This window comes from Paraburkholderia tuberum STM678, assembly GCF_902833905.1.
In the GTDB taxonomy this organism is placed as follows: Bacteria; Pseudomonadota; Gammaproteobacteria; order Burkholderiales; family Burkholderiaceae; genus Paraburkholderia; species Paraburkholderia tuberum.
Genome location: NZ_CADFGP010000034.1, coordinates 1 through 23,572, shown reverse-complemented (window position 1 = coordinate 23,572; position 23,572 = coordinate 1). Strand labels below are relative to the sequence as shown.

Here is a 23,572-nt window from a genome sequence, read left to right as displayed (position 1 = left end):
AGTGCTGCCTGGGCGCCCCTGTCTGTCCGCGTGCTCCCTATGCTTCTCCGAACGGACGCAACGCCCCCGCGGCGCGATGTTCATCGTGCTCCGGGTGCTGCCTGTGCAGCTCGCCGTCGAGCGCCGCGCTGTCGGGCTGACGCAGCTTCGTGAAGCCGCCGCGATAGACGTTCTCGACGTACGACATGATGTTTTCCTGCGCCACCGACGACAGGATCGCGTGATCGGTGTGCTTGCAGAAGGCCACGTGAATGCGCGTGAAGCGCGCGAGCCGCGTGCCGCGCACGCCGAAGTAGCGCTCGAGCTCCTCGACGCCTTCGTCCAGCACACCGAACACCAGGTGGGTGTCGACGCCCCGTGCTTCGAGGTTCGCGAACAGATGCCGCTCGTCACGCGCGCCGAATTCGAGGCCACACAGTTGCTCGATCCGGTCGGCCAGCGTTTCGCCGGTCCGCGCGAGCTGGCGTGCCACCAGCTCGCGCACGAGGCCCCAGCCGCCCGTCTCGCCCTTGAGCACGCGCAGCCATTTGCCCGGCTGCTTCATCGAGCGCAGGTAGTTGCGCGTCGAGCCGAACGCGGACACCGGGATCATCGGCTTGCCGTGTTCGTCGCAGACGTTACGCCATCTGAACTTCTGCACGTTGACGATCACCGCGCCCACCACCGCCGCTTCGCGCATCGCCGCATGCAGGCCGGCGTAGGCGCCCGAGCAGATGCCGAGCAGCAGCGCGCCCGCATGACCGCGCGCGGCAAGCCAGCGCGACGCGTACGCGGCGTCGCCGACACTCGACTGAGAGTACAGCGCGTCGAGGCTCAACGTGTCGCACGACGGCATGCTGTCGCCGACACCACGGACGTCGATGCGCAGCGACGCGATCCCCTGGCGTGCGAGACGCCGCGCGAAATGTACGCCGAAACGCCCATTGCCGATCCGCGACACCGCGCCGGTATTGAGCAGCAGCACCGCCGGGGCGCGCGCCGCCGCGGCGCCGTCGGGCCGGCAGTAGATGCCGAACACCTTGCCCTCGTTCAGCCACACCGGCGTCTCGTGCAGCCTCGGCGCGACATAGTGGCCGCCCGCCGGCACTTCGCCTCGCTCGGGCACGCGCGCCACCGTTTGGGTCGTTTGGGCCGTTTGCGCGTTCCCCGCCAGCAGCCAGTTCTCGATGGTCTCGAAAGCGGCGTGCGGTATTTCGCTTTCGAGCGGTTCCATCATGAAGCGGCTGTATTCGTCGAACGGGTGACGCTCGAGCTCGACGCCATGTTCGCTGTAATGCGCGGCGAGCGCACCGGCGCGCGCCGGGTTCAGCGAATCGAGCAGCAGCACGCGCGCGGCCGGCCGGCTCGTCGCGCGATACAGATCCGCCGCGTGCAGGCTTTGCAGCGTGTCGCGATACATGCGAAAGCCATACGCTTCGACGAACTCGTCGGTATCGGGCTCGACCACGCAATCCATCGCGGCCGGATCGTTCAACCACTGCCGGTAATGCGCGCGCAATTCGCGCTGGTAAGTCTTGCCCGACAGCACCGGCGACATCAGCACGAGACCGTGCACATCGCCAAGTTCCTGCGCGGCAAGCGCGGCCAGCATGCCGCCGAGACGCAGACCGCACACGCTGACACGCTCGACGCCGGTCGCCTCGCGCAGCTGCGCGACCGCCTGCTTCACGCTGTCGATCCATGCGCGCCACAGGCCGGCGTCGGTCGGGTCGCCGGCTGAGTCGCCGGTCGCCGGGTAGTCGAAGCGCAGCACCGGCATGCCGCGCGCGGCGAGGCGCTCGGCGAGCCGGCGCATGCCGCGATACGTGCACAGCGTGTCGTAGCCAAACGGGGAACACATCACAACGCCATCCGGGCCGTTGGCTGGATGCAACCAGCCGAATTTGCCGTCGAAGACGATGGGTCTCACGGTCCGCTCCTTACTCTTCCTTTTCAAATGATTACAACAAAGGTGCTCTCGCGCATATGTGCGTCGCGCCACATTAGTTTGGGTTCCGAATCGCGCTGCGCTGGCGTGTGTCGATGAGCGTGCTGTGCAGTGCAGTGCAGCATGCCCCGCGTGTGGACCGACGCGCGGCGGATCGCGTCGGTCATGCGCTGTGGTCGATGCCGGCGGCTGCGTGCAGCGTGCCGCGAGCATTACGTGATGGAGACGGCGCGGGCGCGCTTAGGAATGCTCCGCAATGCGGTGCGCGCGGCCGGCTCGTGGCCAACCACTGCGCTACCCTATGAGCTTTGCCATTTAACCCCCTGCCGATCGCGGCTATCTGTACGGCCACCCACACAGTCACGCGGCGCCCGGGGGCAAGATGCAAGACCTGCGACGCGTTGATGCCGCCGCGTATGTCCGCGCGGCCCTTCTCACCGGCCCGGCAATGGAACATGGAACGAAGCATCGTCAGGAACATCTTCATCAACCTTGCCGGCGCCGTCGCGCCGACCTTCGTTTCCCTCGTGACCGTGCCCACCTACATTCATCTGCTGGGCGCCGAGCGTTACGGGGTGATCAATCTGGTGTGGGCGCTGATCGGCTACTTCAGCGTCCTCGATCTGGGCACCAGTCTGGCGACCGAAAACCAGATCGCCAAGGCTCGCGCGGCCAGCGACGATTCGATCGAACCGATCTTCTGGAGTGCGTGGTTCATGAATCTCGGTACCGGCATCATCGGCGGCGCGCTGATTTATGCCGGAGCCATTGTCTACATCACCTACGGCGTGAAAATCGAGCCGACGTTCCAGCATGAAGTGATGGCGAGCCTGCCGTGGATCGCGGTCGCTGTGCCGATCGCGAACGTGACCTGGGTGTTCGCGGGCGCGATTACCGGCGTCGAGTGCTTCACGAGCTACAACATCAACCAGACGCTCGGCACCGCGCTGTTCCAGTTGCTGCCGATCGCGGCGGTCCTCTGCTTTTCGCCGTCACTGGCGATCGCGATTCCAGCCGCTGTGATCGCGCGTTTCGTCGGCGGCCTGATGCTGGGCGTGGCCGCCATTCGCGCGCTCGGCATTCGCCGTATGCAGATGCCGCAATGGCGCCTGATGATCGGGCTGTTCCGCAACGGCCGCTGGCTGCTGATGTTTTCCGGCGCCAACATGATCGCGTCGACGCTCGACCGCGTGTTCATCGGCGGACTGCTCGGCGCGCGCTTCGTCACTTACTACGCGACGCCGCAAAACCTGATCAATCGATTGAACCTGCTGCCGCTCGCGATGGTGCGCACCCTGTTTCCGCGACTGTCGGCGGCGTCGCGCGAGGATGCGGATGCGCTCGCGCACAACGCGCTCGCGTTTCTCAATGGAGCATTTACGCCATGCGTGATCATCGCGCTGTTCGCGCTGAAGCCGTTTTTGCTGCTGTGGCTCGGACCGCAGCTCGCCGCCGCGGCGCCGGTCGCGAGCGTGCTGATCCTCGGCGTGTGGCTGAGCGGCCAGTCGAGCATCCTCGGCAGCCTGTTGCAGGCGCAGACCCATCCCGTGGCAGTGGCGAGCGTCAACTGGCTTCAGTTGCCGTTCTTTACCGGCGCGTTATGGTGCGGCATCCACTGGTTCGGCATCATGGGCGCGGCGGTCGTCGTCGTGCTGAAGGTGCTGCTCGATTACTCGGTGTTGCTTGCGTTCTCACGGCTGCATGCATGGACGATCGTGCGCAACATGCTCGCGCATCTCGCGTTTCTGCTCGTCGCGCTCGCGCTCGCGGATTCGATCAGCGCGTTGCTGCTGGCGATCGTCGTCGCGCTCGCGTTGAGCGCGGCGAACTTCGGCATGTCGCTGCGCGGGTCGAGCGAGTTGCGCGACGCGCTTTACAGGCTCTGGCTGCGTTGCGCGCCGTCGTCCGGACGGGCACGAGGCTGAGTCCCGGCGCGCGCAATCAATGACGCCGGTCCACCGCTCGTTCACGGTCGGTGGACCTGAATGCCAAGGCTGAAAACACGTACCCAGCCGACGCGGCATCACAACAGTTCGAACGTATTGACGAACGGTGCGCCGTCGCGCTCGCGGCGCCTCAGACCGAAGCGCGCCTGAGCGCCGCGCACCTGACGCGTGAGACCGATGAACGGCATACCGTGTTCGAGGTACGGTCCCTCCGTCTTGCGAAAGCCGAACTGCTCGTAGAACCCGCGCAAGCCAAGCGGTGCGCTCACGCGCGTGGCGCGGCCCGGCCAGCGTTGGGCGACCGCTTCGAGCACACGCTCGATCAGCATCTCGGCGGTGCCGTCGCCGCGCCGCAGCGGACTCGTCAGCACCTTGTCGATCGTCACTTCCGGATCTTCGGAATCGCCGGGCTGCACCCGCGCATAGGCGAGCACCGGCATCGGCCGCGCCATGTCTTCGACCGCGAACACATGCAAGGCCTGCTCGTCGCGACCGTCCGCGTCGAGGCACACATGCGACTGCTCGACGACGAATACCGCACTGCGCGCACGCAGCACGACATACAACTCACGTGCAGATAGCTGATCGAACTCCAGCGTTTTCCAATTCATCACGCCCCCGGCTGTCAAAATTTTCGGCGGGTCCGGCGATGCCTGCCGTGCGCGACGGCAGGCCGATCCATGACGGTCCCTCATCATCGACTACACGGTAACGCGCGCTAAAGATGTGCTTCCGTGCGCCATCGCACTGACGCTCGGGGTTGACGATCCTTAAATACGAGCCAACGAAGCGCAGCCTTGCCACGTTCGCCCGGTATCGCAGATGGCTTCACGCAGGCCCGCCTGCAACACTGCACTGCACCATCGCGAACGCACGCCGCGGTCTTCGCACCGCACGAAACTACACACGAAAATCAGGTGCCGACGTCATTCGACCTCGGTACCCATCGGCAGACCTTTGACCATAAGGGAGCACTGCATGAAAACTGCATTGAGACGCATCCTGTCCGAATCCGCACGCCTGGATGTCCCGCTGGAAAGCCTCGCCGACGACGCCGACCTCTATGCTGCCGGACTCTCATCGCTCGCGACCGTGCATCTGATGCTTGCCATGGAAGACGAATTCAACGTCGAAATTCCTGACCGTATGCTGACGCGCCGTCTGTTCTCGAGCATCGACTCGATGGCCGCCGCGATGACGGAGTTGCAGCAGGCCAAGGCGGCAGCATGAGTGCGCCGCTGCTGGGTCAGGCCGCCGCAGCGGCTTCCGGGGCGCCCTCGAACCCGACTACTGACGCCCGGACCGGCGATGGCCGGGGCGCTGCCACCGGGACGCTGAGCGCGCTCGATACCGGTCCCGAATGGCGTGCTGCAGCGCATCGTTGCGCGGCGATCGCCGCGCAGTACGCGGACGCCGTGGACCGCGAGGCGCGCTTTCCGGTCGAGGCGTTCGACGCGCTCAAGGCCGAGCGTTTGCTGTCGGCGATGGTGCCGACCGCTTTCGGCGGCGCGGGCCTGTCGCTTGCCGATATCGGTGCGATCTGCGAAACGCTCGCGCAAGGCTGCGCATCGACCGCCATGATCTATGCGATGCATCAGATCCAGGTCGCGTGCATCGACTCTCATCGCGGCGCCTGCGCCTGGCAAGCGAGCCTGCTTGCACAACTGGCCGAGCAGCAATGGCTGCTCGCGTCGGCGACGTCGGAAGAGACGATCGGCGGCAATATGCGCACGAGCGCGTGCTCGGTGGAGCTCGATGGCGCGCGTTTTCGGATCGAAAAGCTCGCCCCGACGATCTCGTACGGCGCGCACGCCGACGGCATCCTCGTGACCGCGCGGCGCATCGCCGACGCGGCCGCGTCCGACCAGGTGCTGATCGTCGCGCTGCGCGCCGATACGCAGCTCGAGCGGCGCGGCGGCTGGGACGCGATGGGCATGCGCGGCACCTGCAGCGAGGGCTTCCGGCTCGTCGCGACGGGACTGGCCGAACAGATCCTCGCGACGCCGTTCGCCGACATCGCCGATCAGACCATGCTGCCCGTGTCGCACACGCTGTGGGCCTCGGTATGGACCGGCATCGCCGTCGACGCCGTCAATCGCGCGAAAGCGTTCTTCCGCGCGCAGGCGCGCGCGAAGCCCGGCACGATGCCGCCGGCGGGCCTGCGGCTCGCCGAAGCGGTCGGGCTGCTGCAGATGATGCAGGCGCGTCTATCGGTCGCGCTGGAGGCCGCGCGCGCCGCGCATCAGGCACGCGAGGGCGCGACCCGGGCGGACGCCCCGCTCGCGGCGATGCTCGGTTTCGCGTCGGACATGAACACGCTGAAGACCAGCATTTCGACCACCGCGCTGCAGGTCGTACAGGAAGTGCTGATGATCTGCGGCATGGCGGGCTACAAGAACGGCACGCCCTATAGCGTCGGCCGCCATCTGCGCGACCTGCACTCGGCGCCCTTGATGATCAATAACGACCGTATCGCGCAGAACACCGCGAGTCTGCTGCTCGCACAACGTCCTGCCGCGCCGGGGAGACCCTGAATGAAGCTGATGACCGATACCGCCGCTATCGCCGCGGCGGCCGTGGGGCCTTCGCTCACGCTGCGCGACGAGATGCTGGCCGCCGGCCTGCTGATCGACACCGGTGAAAACGGACTGTATGGCCGCAGCCAGGTTTTCGAGGACGTGATCGAGCGACTGAACCTCGCGATTACACAGTTGGGTAAAGATCAGCAAGCCGAAGTATTGCGTTTTCCGCCCGCGATGCGCCGCACCGACTTCGAGGATAGTGAATACCTGAAGAGCTTTCCGAATCTCGCGGGCACCATCCATTCGTTTTGCGGCGACGACATGGGCCACCACCGTCTGCTGCGCGCGCTCGACGATGCGAAGGCCGACAGCGAAGACGACCGCGGCGACGCGTGGCTCGCGCAACAGAAACCGACGCGCGTCGTGCTGACGCCGGCCGCCTGCTATCCGATCTATCCGGTGATGGCGCGGCGCGGCGCACTGCCCGCCGACGGCCGCACCGTCGACGTGCTGTCGTACTGCTTCCGTCATGAGCCGTCGCTCGATCCGGGCCGCATGCAGATGTTCCGTCAACGGGAATACGTGCGTCTCGGCAGCCCCGAGCAGGTGATGGCGTTCCGGCAGATGTGGATCGAGCGCGGCTCGCTGCTTGTGAAGCTGCTAGGCTTGCCGGTCGAAGTCGATCTCGCGAACGATCCGTTCTTCGGCCGCGGCGGCAAGATCGTCGCCGATAGTCAGCGCGCGCAGGCGCTCAAGTTCGAGTTGCTGATCGCGCTCGCCGATCCGCGCGGCAAGACGGCCTGCCTGTCGTTCAACTATCACATGGACCACTTCGGCGCGATCTGGAAGATCGCCTGCGAAGACGGCGCGACCGCGCATACGGGCTGTGTCGGCTTCGGCATGGAACGCATCACGCTCGCGCTGTTCCGTCATCATGGGCTCGACGTCGACGCGTGGCCCGACGACGTGCGCGCGCTGCTGTGGGGCGATACCGAGACCCGCGTCGCGGATGCGCTGCAGGCGGCGCAGGCGACGCCAACGGCGACCGTCGCCGGGGAGCGCGCATGAATCCATCGCCGACTTCGGCGCTTGCCGGCGCGCTCGCCAACTCGTCGTTGCCGCGACGCGCAGGCGATCCGCCGACGCATCAGCAGACCCACGCGGTGCCCGGTGCCGGCACGCAGTTGCGCGAGCACGTAGCGCACGCGCTGCATCAGGGCGAACGCGTGTGGCAGGAGACCAACTGCTATGTCGATCTGTGGATCGAGCTGCTGCACGGCTTCGGGCTCGATCCGCGCGCGGCGCTCGCGTTCACGGTCACGCAGGATTTCGAAGGCGATCAGTTCACGTTCTTCAAGTTTCCGCTCGACGATCTCGAACGTCTGTATGGCACCCAGGTGCAGGAGCTCGCGATCTACGACTCGCTCGAAGAACGCGTGCTCGCGCAGACGCTGCGCGGCCACACCGTGCTCGTCGAGGTCGACGGCTACTACCTCCCCGATACGCGCGCGACCTCGTATCGCCGCGAGCATCCGAAGACCACGATCGGCATCGACTTCGTCGACACCGCCGCGCGCCGCCTCGGCTATTTCCACAACACCGGCTACCACCGGCTCGAGGGCGACGACTACGACGGCGTGTTTCGCAAGCTGCCGCATTTCGCCGCGCAGCCCGATCTGCTGTTTCCCTACGTCGAGTTCGCCAAGCAGGCGCGGCCCGCGCTCGAAGGCACCGCGCTCGCGGAGGCGTCGGCGGAACTGCTGTGCGCGCATCTGGAACGGCGTCCGTTGACCAATCCGATTTCGCAATGGCGTGCCGCGTTTCCCGCGCATCTCGATACGCTGTTCGAGCGCGACGAGGCGTACTTCCATCTGTACTCGTTCAATCTGATGCGGCAGCTCGGCGCGAACTTCGAGTTCCTGTCGAAGTATCTGCAGTGGCTGTTCGCGCAAGGCTTCGAGATCCCGCCGACGATACCGGCCGCTGCGCAACGCATCGCGTCGGAGTCGATGGTGATGCAGTTCCGGCTCATTCGCGCGATCGCGCGCGGCCGTCGCGATACCTGCGAAGACTGCTTCGACGTGCTTGAAAGCGCTTATGAAAAAACGCTGCCACCGCTGGCCGCTCTGGTGCGCTAATACGGTGATGCGTGGTTGCGCGCACTTCGTGCCGCGCGGTTTTTCCGGGAATTGACCGTGGATGTATCGACACTCGATCCGCCCGCTGACGAGGGCGATGCTGGCCGTGCGCGCGCGACCGGCGCGATCGCGCAAGCGCATGATGCAGGCACTGCCCGCGCCGCGCCCTCGCTATGGCCGCAACGGCTCGACACCGGCTGGGCCTGTCTGAGCACCCCGCCGCACGCCTATGAGTCGCCGGCCGGTCTGCCCGCGCAAGGCTGGCTCGCCGCGCAGGTGCCCGGCACCGTCGCGAGCGCGCGGCTCGCCGCCGGACTGCTCGATGTCGATCGCCCGCCACCGCTCGCATTCGACGATCACTGGTATCGCGTCACGCTGATCGGCACGGGGCGGCGCCGCTTGCGTTTTCATGGACTCGCGACGCTCGCGCAAGTGTGGCTCGACGATGTGAAGCGGCTCGATTCCGCATCGATGTTCATCGCCCATGATCTGGATATCGAACTGGATGGCCGCGCGACGCTCGTGCTGTGCTTTCGCTCACTGACGCCAGCGTTGGCGGCCAAACGCTCGCGTGCGCGCTGGCGGCCGCGGCTCGTGTCGCCGCCGACGCTTCGCAGCGTGCGCACCACGCTGCTCGGCCATATGCCCGGCTGGTGTCCGTCGATTCAGACGGTCGGCCCGTGGCGTCCGATCGAAATGCTCGGCGACGCGCCGCACGCATTCGACACGATTGATCTGACCAGCCGGCTCGAGCAAGAGGATGGGGTAGTTTCGTTGACTTTACGTTTCGTACGCCCCCACGACATCGCGGCCTGCCGCGCGACACTTTCTTGCGCCGACCATGTTTCGTCTTTGCAATGGCACGATGCATATACACTCACCGGCGACGTGCGCGTGCCCCACGCGAAACGCTGGTGGCCGCATACGCATGGAGAGCCCACTTTATATCCTCTGACGTTGCAGCTCGTCGACGGCAACGTGATCTCTCAGTCTCTGGGCTCGATCGGCTTTCGTCGTATCGAAGTGGACCGCGGCGCCGATGCTGCGGGTTTCGCCCTGCGCGTGAATGAAGTGCCCGTATTCTGTCGCGGCGCGTGCTGGACCAGCGCCGATCTCGTCACGCTAGCAGGCACCGAAACGCAATTGCGCCACACGTTCGAGCTCGCGCGCGCCGCTGGCATGAATATGCTGCGCGTCGGCGGCACGATGCTCTATGAGTCCGATCTGTTTTATGCGCTCGCCGACGAGTACGGCCTGCTGATCTGGCAGGACTTCGCGCTGGCGAATTTCGACTACCCGAACGATGCCGCGTTCAGCGCATTGATCGAGCGCGAAGCGAGCCAGTTCCTGAGCCGCACGCGTCGCTTTGCCTCGCTCGCGGTGCTGTGCGGCGGCAGCGAGGTCGACCAGCAGGCGGCGATGTTCGGACTGCCCGCGGCGCAGCGCGCGCAAGCGTTGTTTACCGAGCTGCTGCCCGCGCTCGTCGCGCGCGAACGTGAGGACGTGCCCTATGTCAGCAATTCGCCATCGGGCGGCGCGTGGCCGTTCTCGACTAACGAGGGTGTCACGCACTACTACGGCGTCGGCGCGTATCAGCGCCCGCTCGCCGACGTGCGCCGCGCGCAGGTGCGCTTCGCGGCCGAATGCCTGGCATTCGCCAACGTCCCCGACGAGGCGACGCTGCACGACGCGCTCGGCACGATCCACACGCACGATCCGCGCTGGAAAGCCGCCGTGCCGCGCGATCCTGGCGCAGGCTGGGATTTCGACGACGTGCGCGATCATTATTTGCAGGCGCTTTACGGCGTCGAGCCGGCGCGCTTGCGCTATGAAGATGCGGCGCGTTATCTCGATCTGTCGCGCGCGGTGGTTGCCGAGCTGATCGGCGACGTGTTCGCCGAGTGGCGGCGCGCGGGCTCGTCGTGCGGCGGCGGCCTCGTGTGGCAGTTGCAGGATCTGCGCGCGGGCGCGGGCTGGGGCGTGATCGACGCCACGGGACGGCCGAAAAGCGCGCTGCACGGCTTCGCGCAGACACTGCAGCCATTGCAGATCACGCTCACCGACGAAGGCCTGAACGGCCTCGATATTCATCTGATCAACGAGCGCGCGCAAACGTTTTGCGGCGAACTCGAACTGGCCTGTCTGCGCGACGGCAGCGTGAAGGTCACGTCCGCGCGACGCGCGCTGACGCTTGCCTCGCGCAGCCTGCAACGCATCAGTGCGGCCGCGCATCTGGGCCAGTTCTTCGATTTCACGCATGTGTACCGCTTCGGCCCACGCGCGCACGATGTCACGATTGCAACGCTCTACGATGCCGCGAGTGGCGAGATCGTGTCCGAAGCGTTTCATCTGCCCGAGCGTAGCGTGCACGCGCGTGATGACCTCGGTATGACCGTCGAGGTCGAACGTCGTGGCGACGGCAGCGGCTGGCAGCTTGCGATCGAAACTAAGCGCTTTGCGCGCTTCGTTCATATCATTGACCCTCGTTATCGCGCGGTGCGCGACTGGTTCCATCTCGCGCCGAACCGGCGCTGTATCGTGCCGCTGCATGCGCTCGAACCGCTGCTGCCGACCACCTTCGCGGCGTCGCCGCAAGAACTCGTTGCACCTGCATCAAACGCGGCCTTTAAAGTGGATGAAACATGCGGGGCACCCCAGGGGGAAGTCCGCGCGATCAATGCGCTATCCGCCATCTTCTACGGCTAGTGGTCATTCCGAACTAGTCGCACGTACGCGAAGCGCCCCAAAGCTCGCTTCGCAGGTCTCGAACTGTCTGCCCGGCTCGCTCACTGTTGGCTCGAACGCGACTGTTGCCTGTTCTGAAAGGCCTTACGTGCGACAGCGCACGCACTCCATTTACCACTTCTGAATCATTTCCGGCACTTCACGAGGAGCGCTTCAAAACGCGCATGCGGCGCCAGGTTCAAATCTGAGACAGCTTCGACAGCACCCAGTTTTTGGCCGTGAAGCCTTTGATATCAAGGGATTCGCCCAAACCCAAAGCTTTCATACGATGCATTCCCCATCCGGCAGGGGTGTACAGAACTGAAACAAAAAGCTGCCTTTACTCTCCCGACGCGCTCCGGGTTTCTTCGCTGCGCCGCACCAGCAGGCGTTTTCCCTAACGTTGGCACGGTCCTCGCTACTACCTCCACGCAACAGAGTGTCACCGCACACGAGCGCAACAACAGAGGCGGTGGCAGACAGGCCTAAAACGGGGCCGATGCTGTTCATCCAAGCTGCTCGCCGGGCAGCCCACTGCCGAGGATGCGGGCATCGGATCAAATAAACGGAGAGAGTCGCGCGAGGCGCGACTTTCATGCGAGGACCGATCATGTTGACGCTTCAATCCGATTTGCACGGTAACCATCTGCTGGGCGCAATGCCGTCGCACGAATGGCAGGCACTAGCTCCCCACCTCGAACTGGTTCATCTGCGCACCGAGCAACTGCTATGCGACTCGGGTCAACGGATCCATCATGTGTACTTCCCCACCACCGCGATCATCTCGATGCTCTCGACGATGGAAGACGGCAGCTCCGTCGAGATCGCCGCGGTCGGCCGCGAAGGCATGACCGGCGTGCCGGTCCTCACGGGCGGCGAAACCATGCCCAACCGCGTACAGGTGCAATGCGCGGGCTTCGCCTACCGGATGAGCGCACAGGCGCTCAAGCAGCAGTTCGCGCGGTCCGACTTTCTGCGCCGCCTGATGCTGCTGTATATGCACGCTCTTCTGACCCAGGTCGCGCAGACCGCCGCGTGCAATCGCCATCACGCGCTCAACAAGCAACTGTGCCGCTGGCTGCTGATCGAGGTGGACCGCGTGGCGTCGAACGATCTGAACGTCACCCAGCAGCTGATTGCCGACATGCTCGGCGTGCGCCGCGAAGGCATCACCGAAGCGGCCGGCAAGCTGCACGACGAAGGCCTGATTCATCATAGCCGCGGTCATATCAAGGTGCTCGACCGCAAAGGCCTCGAAGCCCGCGCGTGCGAATGCTACGGCCTCGTGAAACGCGAATTCGATCGTCTGCTGCCGCGACTGCGCCAGGCCGAGACCGTCGAATAAGCGGCACGCGGCTCGATGACCGGGGTCGATTTGCCTATGTTCAGGATTACTGCTCGATGTCTCGACGCACTGTTCGTGATTGCAGGCGGTCTGCTCGCCCACTGGATGCGCTTTTCCGCACCGATCGCGTTGGCCGATACCGAGCGTCTTCTGATCGCGTTCAAGTGTGTGCTGGTTCTGTTGCTGTTTCCGGGCTTCGGGGTCTACGAGACGTGGCGCGGCAAGGCGCTCGCGCCGGTGCTCGCGCGAATCGCCGCCGCGTGGCTCACGGTGGTCGCGACCGCGCTCCTGCTCGCGTTCACGCTGCATCGCACGGATGCGGTGTCGCGCCTGTGGCTCGGCTACTCGACGCTGATCTCCGGCGCGTTGATCATCGCGACACGCTGCATCATGCACGTGGTGCTGCGCTTCGTTCGTCGCCGCGGCATGAACACGCGCACCGTCGCGATCGTCGGCGCACCGGGGTTTGCACGCACGCTGCTCGCGCATCTCGAGCATGCGCCGCAAGCGGGCTTCAAACCGGTGTGCGTGTTCGACACCAGCGTGCAAGGCCACGACGCGTATGGCGCGCGTCTGACCCGCCTACCCGTGCTGACGGATCTGGAAGCGTTCGCGACGAAGGTGCGCAATGACCGCGTGAACGAAGTGTGGCTCGCGTTGCCGCTTTCCGAGGAACACACGATCTACCGCTTCACGCGCACCTTCAGACACGACTTCGTGAATCTGCGCTTCATTCCCGACGTGCGCAGTCTGTCGCTGTTCAATCATGCGATCGTCGATGTCGTCGGTTTGCCGACGCTGAATCTGAGCGCGACGCCATTCTCGTCGCCGCAGATGTGGCCCAAGCTGATGTTCGACCGCCTGTTCGCCGTGCTCGCGCTCATCGTGCTCGCGCCGGTGTTCGCCGTGCTCGCGATCGGCATCAAGCTCACGTCGCCGGGACCGGTGTTTTTCCGGCAGATCCGCAAGGGCGTCGACGGCCAGCCGTTCGGCATCTACAAGTTCCGCTCGATGACCGTGCACCAGGAAGAGCACGGCCAGATCACGCAGGCGACCCGCAACGACTTGCGCGTGACCAAGCTCGGCAGCTTCATGCGCCGCACGAGTCTCGACGAGCTGCCGCAGTTTCTGAACGTGCTGCGCGGTCAGATGTCGGTGGTGGGTCCGCGTCCGCATGCGGTCGAACATGATGACCTGTACAAGGACCAGGTATACGGCTACATGCACCGTTACCGCATCAAGCCCGGCATCACCGGCTGGGCCCAGGTCAACGGCTATCGCGGCGCGACCACCAAGGTCGAGAAGATGGAAGCGCGCGTGAAGTTCGATCTCTTCTATATCCAGAACTGGTCGTTCTGGTTCGACATGAAGATCGTCTTCATCACGATTTTCAAGGGCTTTGTTGGCCGCAACGCGTTCTGACCATGCCATCGAGGGAATCGCATCCGGGAGTGTCGGTCAACGTGCCGGCACTGCGGCGCATGCGAAGTGCGGGTACTGAAGGCGGTGCGCTGAAGGATCGCCGGAATGCGCCTGCGTTCCATTCGAGAAAAATACCCAACCGGGCAACAACGCGTACACGCCGCTGCGAATAGAAGCGCCAACGCCGGCGGCCCGCTCGACAGCCGCCGTGGTTGACGCAAGATGAGCAGCCGCGACGGACCACGTCATGGACGGGTCCGCCGCGCGACACCGCCTCTACAGGAACGCGCTGACATCGGTCTGAAACCGTACCGCGAGCGCCTTGGCGACTTTCTTGCTGATCGCGCGGCGCCCCGCGAGAATATCGCTGACCACGGTCGGCGACGCGATGCCGGCCAGATCCTTCTGCTTGAGACCATGCGTGATCAGCAGATGGCGCAGGACCTCGCGCGGCTCCGCTTTTGGAATCGTCAGGTTGCGCGCTTGCCAATGACCGACCAGTTCCGTCACGATCGCGTGCAGATCGGCGAGCGGATCGTTGTCGTTGCCGCTTAGATGATCGGACAGCGAATTGGCGACTCGCACCATCTGGTGATAATCCTCTTCGGTGCGAATCGGCGTGATCGGCAACTGGCTCTTCAGCGCAGCCCACGTTGCGGAGATGTCGGGAAAGGGTCCCGGAAGGCGATCGGCATTCATGAGTTTAAATTCGTCCTCGTCCAAAAGCCGTCGGCGCGTTAATCGGTGACGCGCGAATGACGACTGCCTGTTGTAGTGAATCGCCGTGACACGCCGAATTGCCGGCACGGCGAACTTCGCAGTGAGGAAATTCAGCGATCACGATAGCGAACGTCTGCTTCAGGTCGTTATGGCCACGCGAGGCATGCCGCGCCAGCGAATATCTCGCCCATAGCGCGTGGCGCGCACCCCGATGTCGTTTTTTGAAGTCCAATACTGCTTGCTTGACAATGACCCGCCGCGGCTGGCCTTGCACGCGCGGCGCCTATCGCGCGATACGCGATATGCGCTGCCGACACAAAGCGCGAAACGGACGCGCCCACACCAAGAGCCGCCCGGACGCGTTGGTCAGAACGGCTCGTTACTGCCCGTTGCGAAATCACTGCATGACGACGAAAACCTCTTTCTCTCCTATCGAAAACTCCACGAGGCGAGAACAGCGAAAGACCCTCACCTCATTGCCTCCACCCGCTTTTCGGCGCCGTGTCTCTGGCGATGCCGAGTTCCCGGGTCGCGAGATCGGGCTGCGCCCACCTCACCTGCTCCCCCGGCTCCATCGCCGGCAGACCCTGAGCGACCGCCGCAATCGTGCGCGTGACCTCGGCCATGAACGCCCGCCGGAACACCTGAGCCGAAAACCGCTCGGCATTCGCGCGACAGGCCGCCGGCGTGATGTACGCGCTCAGCCGCTCGAAGCGGTCGATCGCGTCGAGCATTGACACCGCCGTCTGACGCGCGAAGAAAACGCCGGTCGGGTGCGGGTCGCCGACCGGCACTACCGTTTCGAGCGCCCCGCCCCTGGCGAACGCAATGACCGGCGTGCCGCAGGCCTGCGCTTCGAGCGGCACGATGCCGAAATCTTCCTCGGCGGCGCACACGAAGGCTCGCGCACGCGCCAGATACTCCTTCAGTACGCCGAATGGCTGATAGCCGAGCACCGTCACGTTCGGTCCTGCCTTCGCGCGGATCGACGCCATCTGCGGCCCGTCGCCGATCGCGATCAGCTTGCGCTGCGGCGTGGCGTTGAACGTCTCGACGATCAGATCGATGCGTTGGTGCGGCACCATCCGCGACACGGTCAGATAGAAATCGTCTTTTTCGGTGCGCAGTTCGAATTCGTTCACGTCGACGGGCGGCGGAATCACCGCGGCATCGCGCCGATAGGTTTTCATCATGCGCCGCGCGACCGATTGCGAATTCGCGATCAGACGATCGACACCATTCGTCGACTGCGCGTCCCAGCCGCGCAGATAATGCAGCAATACCCGCGCGGCCCACGACTTCGGCCCGCGCAGCAGATTCGCTTCGCGCAGATACTGGTGCTGTAGATCCCACGCATATCGCATCAACGAGTGCACGTAACTGATGTGCGTCTGATGAGGGCCGACCAATACGCCCTTCGCGACTGCGCAAGAACTGGTGATGATCAGGTCATAGCTCGACAGATCGAACCGTTCGACGGCGAGCGGCATCAAGGGCAAATAGGCGCGATAACGGCTGCGCGCAAACGGCAGGCCTTGAATGAACGACGTGGTGACCGGCTTACCGGCAAGCGGCGTGCGATCCTCGAGAAAATCGACGACGCTGAAAACGTCGGCGTCGGGAAAGCACTCGATGATCTGCCCGAGCACTTTCTCGGCGCCGCCGGGAGCGACCAGCCAATCGTGCACGATCGCCACTTTCATATCCCGTCCTGTCTGTCACGAATCGCCACCTGGCCTCAGAGAAGAGTGTATGTGCCACGTTCCTGACTGTGCGTGCGCGTGCCCACATTCGACGTGCGACAGTACGCGAGTAATTCGAGAGTCCGTTCGCGTCTGCAAAAACACGGCTTCATTCCCGCGCTTTCGTATCTGCACTACGCCCGACGTATCGCCCCACGCCTGCTCGCCAGTCCAGCCCACACCTTTACGATCGGAGCGCTGCGCGAGCGACGGGCGTGCGACGACGACGGCCGCAGTGCCTCGCGTGCCTCGCGTGGCGTTTGGCGATCGGAGCAGTCAGATGGGAGGGCCGGGTTCGTCCTGGGGGAATTCGCCGGGCGCTGCACGGCGCGCGACGCAGTGGTGCTGCTGTCGGACGGTTCGTTGCGCGTGCGCTTCGAAGCGTTTGGCGCGCGGATGATCGGCGACGCGCACGTGTCGGGCATCGCGCGGCGGGCACCGGCGGCTAATTGTCTGCGCACGGTGCCGGGCATTTTCCGCCAGGTGCGCGCGATTGCCGCCGCGGCGGGCGGTATAAGCGGGATCGTGCGGCACGACCGCAACAAAAAACGCGTGTGAACCGTTGGAGCGGCTCACACGCGTCAGAGCGAACAGAAATGCATTCGCTTAATTCTGGCCGTACGTGATCGTTTGCACGCCGGTGTCCGTGCCGAGCAGGCACAGGTTCGCGCCGCGGCCCGCGAACAGGCCGACCGTGACGACGCCGGGCCATGCGTTGATATGCGCCTCGAGCGTGCGCGGGTCGCTGATGCTCAAGCCCTTCACGTCGATGATCTCGTTGCCGTTGTCGGTGATGAACGGCACACCCTCTTTCGTCACACGCACGACGGGCACGCCGCCGAGCGCCGTCACGCGCCGGCCGATCGCGGTGCGCGCCATCGGCACGACTTCGATTGGCAGCGGGAAATGGCCCAGCGTCTCGACGACCTTGCTCGCATCCGCGATGCAAACGAATACTTCCGACACCGACGCGACGATCTTCTCGCGCGTGAGCGCGCCGCCGCCGCCCTTGATCATCGCGCCGCTGTGATCGATTTCGTCGGCGCCGTCGACGTACACCGGCAGCGAGTCGATCTCATTCAGGTCGAGCACCTTGAAGCCGTGCGATTGCAGACGCGCGGTGGTGGCGAGCGAACTCGACACCGCGCCGCGATAGCGGGATTTGGTGGCGGCCAGCGCGTCGATGAAGCAGTTCGCGGTGGAGCCCGTGCCGACGCCGATCACCGAGCCTTGCGGCACGTTGGCATTCACGTAATCGGCGGCGGCCTGGCCGACCAGTTGCTTGAGTTCGTCTTGAGTCATGGGAGAGGCGGGGAAAGCGTGAAAAACCCGTAGTTTACCGGAGTGGCGCGGAGAAGGCCGGGTTTGGGTGGCTTTGTGCCGCGGACCACGTTTGTTTGCCGGACACGATTGGACACATTGAGACACAGGAATCATCCATCGCCATCACGAATTGATCGGCGAAATTGATCTATTCATGAATGCGCACCCGATGGACCTTGATCCCGCTTTCGAAAGGGAATACGACACTGGCTTTTGCGCCAAATTGTGGGGCTACACTAAAGCGCCTCCTGCGCAAATAGCTGTATTTTCCGCACTCAAAGCAAAACGCCCGGAACCACCACCGCGTTCCGGGCGCCCACAATCGGCCAACAACAAGAACGACGACAGAAAAACTACTTCTTCACCGCCCGCTGCCGCACAGCCTCGAACAGACACACTCCGCTAGCCACGGATACATTCAAACTCTCCACCGTCCCCGCCATCGGAATGTTCATGACGACATCGCAGGTTTCACGCGTCAGGCGTCGCATGCCCTCGCCTTCGGCCCCCATCACGAGCGCCACCGGCCCGTCGAGTTCCGTTTCGTAAACGCTCTTCTGGGCGTCGTCGGCCGTGCCGACCACCCAGACACCCGCGTCCTTCAGTTCGCGCAGCGCGCGCGCCAGATTCGTAACCGTGATGTACGGGACCGTGTCGGCCGCGCCGCTCGCGACTTTCGCGGCGGTCGCGTTCAGTCCCACCGCGCGATCGCGCGGAGCGATCACCGCGTGGGCGCCGGCCGCGTCGGCGACGCGCAGGCAGGCGCCGAGATTGTGCGGATCGGTCACGCCGTCGAGCACGAGGATCAGCGGCGAGCCGCTGATGCCGTCGAGCAGTTCGGCGAGATTCTGCGCAAGCGGCAGATCGCCCGCGCGCGCGACCACGCCCTGATGACGTTCCGTGCGCGCGAGGCCCCACAGACGCGTTTCGTCGGCGGCGATCAGACGCACGCCCGCGTCTTTCGCGGCCTGCAGGAATTCGGTCATACGACGGTCCTTGCGCGTCGCGTCGTAATAGACATCCTCGACCGTCGACGCATCGTGCCGGATACGCGCGGTCACTGCGTGGAAACCGTATAAGACCTTATGACGTGCCATGACTGAACAACCTTTGATGGGGCGCGCATTCAACGCGCGCCACTGTGATGAATATGAAACCAAAAGGCAGACCGCGCGCAACCGGCACGTGCTCACGTGCCCGCTGCGCGCGGTCCCGGCGCTGTGAAAGCCTCAGCGCTTCTTGCGTGCCTGCTTCGACGCCGCCTTGGTCGCGACACCGTGCTTCCTCGCCACGCGCGCTTCCTTGACCGCCGCGCTCTGCGCGGGCGCGGCCCTCTTGCGCCGCGGACCCGGCACCGACGCGCCACTTTCCACCGGCGGCATCACGCGCACGCGCGGGCCAGCGCCTTCTCCCTTGTCCGCCGCGATACCGCGTGCCAAAGGCGGCTTGATCGGCGTATCGCGCACAAGGCGGAAGTCGATCTTGCGCGCGTCGAGATCGACGCGGCTCACCTGCACGCGCACGCGATCCGACAGCCGGTAGCGAATGCCGGTGCGCTCGCCGCGCAGCTCGTTCTTGATCTCGTCGTACTGGAAGTAGTCGGAGCCGAGTTCGGTCACATGCACGAGGCCTTCGATGAACAGCGAATCGAGCTGCACGAAAATACCAAACGACGTGACGCCGTTGACCATGCCGCCATACTCTTCGCCGAGCTTGTCGCGCATGAAATAGCACTTGAGCCACGCTTCGACATCGCGCGATGCTTCGTCCGCGCGGCGCTCGTTCGCCGAGCAGTGCAGCCCAAGTTCTTCCCAGATCGCCACGTTGTTCGCGCGCCCGCGGGCGCCCCGCTTTTCCTCGTCGGCCTGTTGCATCGCGCGGGCGCGCGGCGACAGTGCGGTATTGAGCTCGACGCCGTGCGGCGGCTGCGGCTGATACTTACGGCCCTGCAGGATCGCGTAGATCGCGCGATGCGTGAGCAGGTCGGGGTAACGGCGGATCGGGCTCGTGAAGTGCGCGTAGGCCTCGTAGGCGAGGCCAAAGTGGCCGATGTTGTCGGGGCTGTAGACTGCCTGCTGCATCGAGCGCAGCAGCATCGTCTGCAGCATCGAGGCATCGGGCCGGTCGCGGATCTGCGCCATCAGTGCGGCGTAGTCGCTCGCGTGCGGCGTGTCGCCGCCGCCGAGCGTCAGGCCCATGCCGCGCAGGAAGGTACGCAGGTTCTCGAGCTTTTCCGCGCTCGGGCCCGCATGCACGCGGAACAGGCCCGGATGCTTGTTGCGCTTGAGGAAGTCCGCCGCGCACACGTTCGCGGCCAGCATGCATTCCTCGATCAGCTTGTGCGCATCGTTGCGGGTGCGCGGCACGATCTGCTCGATCTTGCCCTGCGCGTTGCAGACGATGTACGTCTCCGTCGTATCGAAGTCGATCGCGCCGCGCTTCTGACGCGCCGCGAACAGCGCCTTGTAGACGCCATACAGATTCTGCAGTTGCGGCAGCAACGCGGCGCGGCGGGTCGCTTCCGGGCCTTTGGTGTTTTTCAGCACCGCGGCGACTTCGGTGTAGGTGAGCCGCGCGGCCGAATGCATGACGCCCGGATAGAACTGATACGCCTTCACGTCGCCACGCGCGGTGACGATCATGTCGCACACGAGCACGCAGCGGTCGACTTGCGGATTCAGCGAGCACAGTCCGTTCGACAGCTTCTCCGGCAGCATCGGGATCACGCGGCGCGGGAAATACACCGACGTGCTGCGCTCGATCGCGTCGGTATCGAGCCCGCTTTGCGCAAGCACGTAATGCGACACGTCCGCGATCGCGACGATCAGGCGGAAGCCGTCGCCGCGGCCCACTTGCACCGGCTCGCAATAGACGGCGTCGTCGAAGTCGCGCGCGTCCTCGCCGTCGATCGTGACGAGCGGCACGTCGCGCAGATCGACGCGATGGCGAATGTCGGCCGGGCGCACTTCGTCGGGCAGCTTCGCCGCTTCGGCCAGCGCGGCCTCGCCGAACTCGTGCGGCACGCCGTACTTGCGCACCGCGATTTCGATTTCCATGCCGGGGTCGTCGATATCGCCCAGCACTTCGACCACACGGCCGAGCGGCTGCGAATGACGGCTCGGAAAATCGGTCAGCTCGACCACCACGACCTGGCCAACTTTCGCCTTGCGGGTGTTCTGCGTGATCAGGATGTCGTGGCCGATGCGCTTGTCTTCGGGCGCGACGATCAGCGCGCCGTTCTCGTTGAGCAGACGGCCGATCACGCGCTTGTTCGCGCGGTCGGTGACCTCGACGATGTGCCCTTCGGGCCGCCCACGCCGGTCATAGCCGACGATGCGCGCGAGCACGCGGTCGTTGTGCATGACCTTCTGCATCTCGCCGTTGGGCAGGAACAGGTCGTCCTGGCCGTCGTCGCGAATCAGGAAACCGTAGCCGTCGCGATGGCCCTGGACGCGGCCCGCGACGAAGTTCGACGGATGGGTCAGTTGATAGAGATTGCGCTGATCGAGCCGGATCTGGCCGTCGCGCTCCATTGCGCCGAGACGCTTGAAAAATCCTTCGCGCTCCTGGCGCTTGATCGACAGGGCTTCGGCGATGTCGTTCGCGGCAAGCGGCATTTCGCTCGTGCGCAGCACGCCGAGGATTTCTTCGCGGCTTGGAATCGGATACGGAAATTTGCTCAAGGGCTTGTCGATGATTTTTTCTCGTTGCATGGACGTCGGTCGGCGATGTGATCCGGCCTGCAAGGCGTTTGCGTAATGCGCGCAGTCGCGCTCGGCTGCATCTGCACGGCGGCTGCGCTCGGTCATTGCACCTGCTGCTTTCTGCTCTTCTGCTCCACTGCGATTTGCACCGGAAACTGCCTGGGTCCGGCTCGTTCGACGCCAGCCGACGCGCGTCTGCCTGATCGCAAGTGACACTCGCGTCGGGACGCCGGATGTGCATCGTGCCAACGAACTACTGCGAGGCATTCTAACACCCGTGTCGGGCGCCACGCGGGCCTGCGGCGGTGGTTGGGACGCATAGTGCGCCGGGCTCGCCGCGAGGTTGAATCGCGTTCGGCAAATCGCTTGACAGGTCGGAATCTGTCGCTATAATTGCGGTCTTTGCTGTTCATCACCTGCCCAGGTGGCGAAATTGGTAGACGCACTAGGTTCAGGTCCTAGCGGTGGCAACACTGTGGAGGTTCGAGTCCTCTCTTGGGCACCAGATTCAAAAGTAGAGCCGCCTTTTGGCGGCTCTCTTTTTTTGTAAGGCCTGGTAGTCGAAATCGTTGTTTGTGTTTCGATTGCCGGATCAGCAGGACGGTGGTTCAGTAGCGATTGCATTACTTCGCTGCGCGTTCAACCGAGCGGATGAGAAAAGCAAGTTTGTTTGAAGCAGGAATTGACAAACTTAATCATCTTGCTAAAATAGTCGTCTAGCTTGAAGACGTGCCCAGGTGGCGGAATTGGTAGACGCACTAGGTTCAGGTCCTAGCGGTGGCAACACCGTGGAGGTTCGAGTCCTCTCCTGGGCACCATAAAAATAGATCCAGATCAATTAGTTGATGACGTTTGTGAAAAAGCCCGCTTTGCGGGCTTTTTGTTTTTGAAAGCGCCTGGAAGGTATATGCGTTCCACTAGAAGGCAATGTCGAATGAGTACGTTTTCGAGTACACGAAAGTTCGAGCTCCGGAAAACGTACTCACCGCACGCCTGGCATCTTTCCCTCCCCGATAACCGGGCACCACACATGAGGCAAAGTTTGTCCTTCACCACTTTGCCGCTCTATGCCGCATGGCCCACACCGTGCGTCACAAAAGATCGCTGACGAGTTACTGCGCCGGCCTGGCGATCCCGACAATATGCGCCTTAATCTCGTCGCGATCGTAAATTTGAGTTCAGCACAAATTCTTCTGCGTGGTCGCCCCCGTTCACCGACAGGGCTCCTTTGGCAGCAAGCGAGCGTAGGGAACCTGAGGGTTGTGGCTGCCTGGCAGGTTCTCGGTTGCGAGGCACACCAGGCCGACCATGTTCGAATCCGCAGCGGACCGCGCACGGCCCGCGGGCAGCCTGGTCACACCGGCCCTTGGCACGCGAGCGCATCGACCACACGATTTCGCCGCTGAAAACAAATCGATGCGTCGTCTGGCACGGGCGCTGCCCGCCTCGGACGGCGCCATGCTGCAGACGCTCTCCAGACATGGCGCTCGATCTGTGCGAGGCGGGCAGCGCCGGCATCGGCCTGCTGGAACGCAACAGTGACGGCCCCTCAGCCTTCAGATGGATCGCGGTTCCAGGCGCGTGCGTTGGCCTACAGAAACGCCTTGTTAGAGGCTCGCGCCGGCTTTGGGCACGACGTGCATCGCGAGGTCGAATGGGCCGCTCACGACCCACACCGCCCGCATTCAACGCTGAACTTCGTCAGGCTGCCTCACACCTGTTTAGCAGCGCGAGACCTGGGCGTCCGTTACGCACATGAGAGAAGGTTTCGCCGACGGCTTTCCGCTTCAACGTCCTTTAATAGAGAAAGACTCGGCTTGCGCTGCTGTTACTGTTTTGCCGCCCGCGGAGCATCAGGATATAGAGTTTTTCAGGTTTCGGATCCAGCGACGAACTTCTCAATTGCGTCCTTCACCTTCTCGATCCAGCCGCCGATTCCCGTGAACCCCGCCATCCGTGTCCTGAGCGAATGGCACTTACTTAAGCCTACATGGAGGAGAAGACGCGGGTAAGTGCTTGAAGAGAAAGGGAGGGGGCTGATCCAGGGATTGATACGATG

General features: G+C 64.2%; 17 protein-coding genes and 2 tRNA genes. 11 read left to right on the top strand and 8 right to left on the bottom strand.

Going from position 1 to position 23,572, the window contains the following annotated elements; translation table 11 throughout:
• Positions 1-37: 37 nt before the first annotated feature.
• A complete protein-coding gene (locus HWY30_RS26000) occupies positions 38-1,909 on the bottom strand; it encodes an alpha/beta fold hydrolase (RefSeq protein WP_090804334.1) in 1,872 nt (623 codons plus the stop codon).
• A 473-nt stretch (positions 1,910-2,382) separates the two neighbouring features.
• Between HWY30_RS26000 and HWY30_RS25995 the strand changes: the two genes are divergently transcribed.
• Positions 2,383-3,852, top strand: coding sequence for an oligosaccharide flippase family protein (locus tag HWY30_RS25995; protein ID WP_090804332.1), 1,470 nt, complete (start codon positions 2,383-2,385; stop codon positions 3,850-3,852).
• 98 nt (positions 3,853-3,950) lie between these two features.
• Here HWY30_RS25995 and HWY30_RS25990 read toward each other — a convergent pair whose 3' ends face one another.
• Positions 3,951-4,484, bottom strand: a complete 534-nt coding sequence (locus tag HWY30_RS25990) for a GNAT family N-acetyltransferase (protein WP_090804330.1) — start codon at positions 4,482-4,484, stop codon at positions 3,951-3,953.
• 367 nt (positions 4,485-4,851) lie between these two features.
• Here HWY30_RS25990 and HWY30_RS25985 point away from each other — a divergent pair, with 367 nt between their 5' ends.
• From HWY30_RS25985 to HWY30_RS25955, 7 genes are all read left to right on the top strand, one after another.
• The gene (locus HWY30_RS25985; protein WP_090804328.1) at positions 4,852-5,103 is read left to right on the top strand and encodes an acyl carrier protein; all 252 of its coding nucleotides are present in this window, start codon (positions 4,852-4,854) and stop codon (positions 5,101-5,103) included.
• Entirely contained in the window at positions 5,100-6,407 is a 1,308-nt protein-coding gene (locus tag HWY30_RS25980; protein WP_090804326.1) for an acyl-CoA dehydrogenase family protein, read from the top strand. Before HWY30_RS25985 ends, HWY30_RS25980 begins: the two co-directional genes overlap by 4 nt.
• On the top strand, positions 6,408-7,463 hold the full coding sequence (locus HWY30_RS25975; protein ID WP_090804324.1) for an amino acid--[acyl-carrier-protein] ligase: 1,056 nt from the start codon (positions 6,408-6,410) through the stop codon (positions 7,461-7,463).
• Positions 7,460-8,533 (top strand): DUF1839 family protein, encoded by a 1,074-nt coding sequence (locus HWY30_RS25970; RefSeq protein ID WP_090804323.1) that lies wholly within the window; start codon positions 7,460-7,462, stop codon positions 8,531-8,533. The genes HWY30_RS25975 and HWY30_RS25970 overlap by 4 nt, the downstream gene beginning before the upstream one ends.
• Positions 8,534-8,548: 15 nt before the next feature.
• Positions 8,549-11,239: a glycosyl hydrolase 2 galactose-binding domain-containing protein gene (locus HWY30_RS25965; RefSeq protein ID WP_090804321.1), complete on the top strand. Its 2,691-nt coding sequence runs from the start codon at positions 8,549-8,551 to the stop codon at positions 11,237-11,239.
• A gap of 628 nt (positions 11,240-11,867) precedes the next feature.
• The gene (locus HWY30_RS25960; protein WP_090804319.1) at positions 11,868-12,602 is read left to right on the top strand and encodes a Crp/Fnr family transcriptional regulator; all 735 of its coding nucleotides are present in this window, start codon (positions 11,868-11,870) and stop codon (positions 12,600-12,602) included.
• 36 nt (positions 12,603-12,638) lie between these two features.
• Positions 12,639-14,024, top strand: a complete 1,386-nt coding sequence (locus tag HWY30_RS25955; protein WP_090804317.1) for an undecaprenyl-phosphate glucose phosphotransferase — start codon at positions 12,639-12,641, stop codon at positions 14,022-14,024.
• Between the two features lie 276 nt (positions 14,025-14,300).
• Here the strand turns inward: HWY30_RS25955 and HWY30_RS25950 are convergent, their stop codons facing one another.
• Together HWY30_RS25950 and HWY30_RS25945 are read right to left on the bottom strand one after the other, a co-directional pair.
• On the bottom strand, positions 14,301-14,723 hold the full coding sequence (locus HWY30_RS25950; RefSeq protein ID WP_026225425.1) for a helix-turn-helix domain-containing protein: 423 nt from the start codon (positions 14,721-14,723) through the stop codon (positions 14,301-14,303).
• Between the two features lie 494 nt (positions 14,724-15,217).
• Positions 15,218-16,447, bottom strand: a complete 1,230-nt coding sequence (locus HWY30_RS25945; protein WP_090804315.1) for a glycosyltransferase family 4 protein — start codon at positions 16,445-16,447, stop codon at positions 15,218-15,220.
• A 402-nt stretch (positions 16,448-16,849) separates the two neighbouring features.
• Here HWY30_RS25945 and HWY30_RS25940 point away from each other — a divergent pair, with 402 nt between their 5' ends.
• Positions 16,850-17,044, top strand: a complete 195-nt coding sequence (locus HWY30_RS25940) for a hypothetical protein (RefSeq protein WP_143037157.1) — start codon at positions 16,850-16,852, stop codon at positions 17,042-17,044.
• A gap of 48 nt (positions 17,045-17,092) precedes the next feature.
• On the opposite strand, the gene rpiA is transcribed toward HWY30_RS25940, so the two are convergent.
• The 3 genes from rpiA to rnr all read right to left on the bottom strand — a co-directional run bounded on the left by rpiA (position 17,093) and on the right by rnr (position 21,522).
• On the bottom strand, positions 17,093-17,788 hold the full coding sequence (gene rpiA / locus HWY30_RS25935; protein WP_018418246.1) for a ribose-5-phosphate isomerase RpiA: 696 nt from the start codon (positions 17,786-17,788) through the stop codon (positions 17,093-17,095).
• A gap of 374 nt (positions 17,789-18,162) precedes the next feature.
• Entirely contained in the window at positions 18,163-18,906 is a 744-nt protein-coding gene (rlmB, locus tag HWY30_RS25930; protein ID WP_026225426.1) for a 23S rRNA (guanosine(2251)-2'-O)-methyltransferase RlmB, read from the bottom strand.
• 132 nt (positions 18,907-19,038) lie between these two features.
• Positions 19,039-21,522, bottom strand: a complete 2,484-nt coding sequence (rnr, locus tag HWY30_RS25925) for a ribonuclease R (protein ID WP_167368643.1) — start codon at positions 21,520-21,522, stop codon at positions 19,039-19,041.
• Between the two features lie 409 nt (positions 21,523-21,931).
• On the opposite strand from rnr, the gene HWY30_RS25920 reads away from it, so the two are divergent.
• Both HWY30_RS25920 and HWY30_RS25915 read left to right on the top strand, forming a co-directional pair.
• Positions 21,932-22,018 (top strand) — tRNA-Leu (locus HWY30_RS25920).
• A gap of 226 nt (positions 22,019-22,244) precedes the next feature.
• Positions 22,245-22,331 (top strand) — tRNA-Leu (locus tag HWY30_RS25915).
• 1,052 nt (positions 22,332-23,383) lie between these two features.
• Here HWY30_RS25915 and HWY30_RS41095 read toward each other — a convergent pair.
• A partial coding sequence (locus tag HWY30_RS41095; protein WP_208524323.1) for a hypothetical protein occupies positions 23,384-23,572 on the bottom strand: 189 nt, incomplete at its 5' end.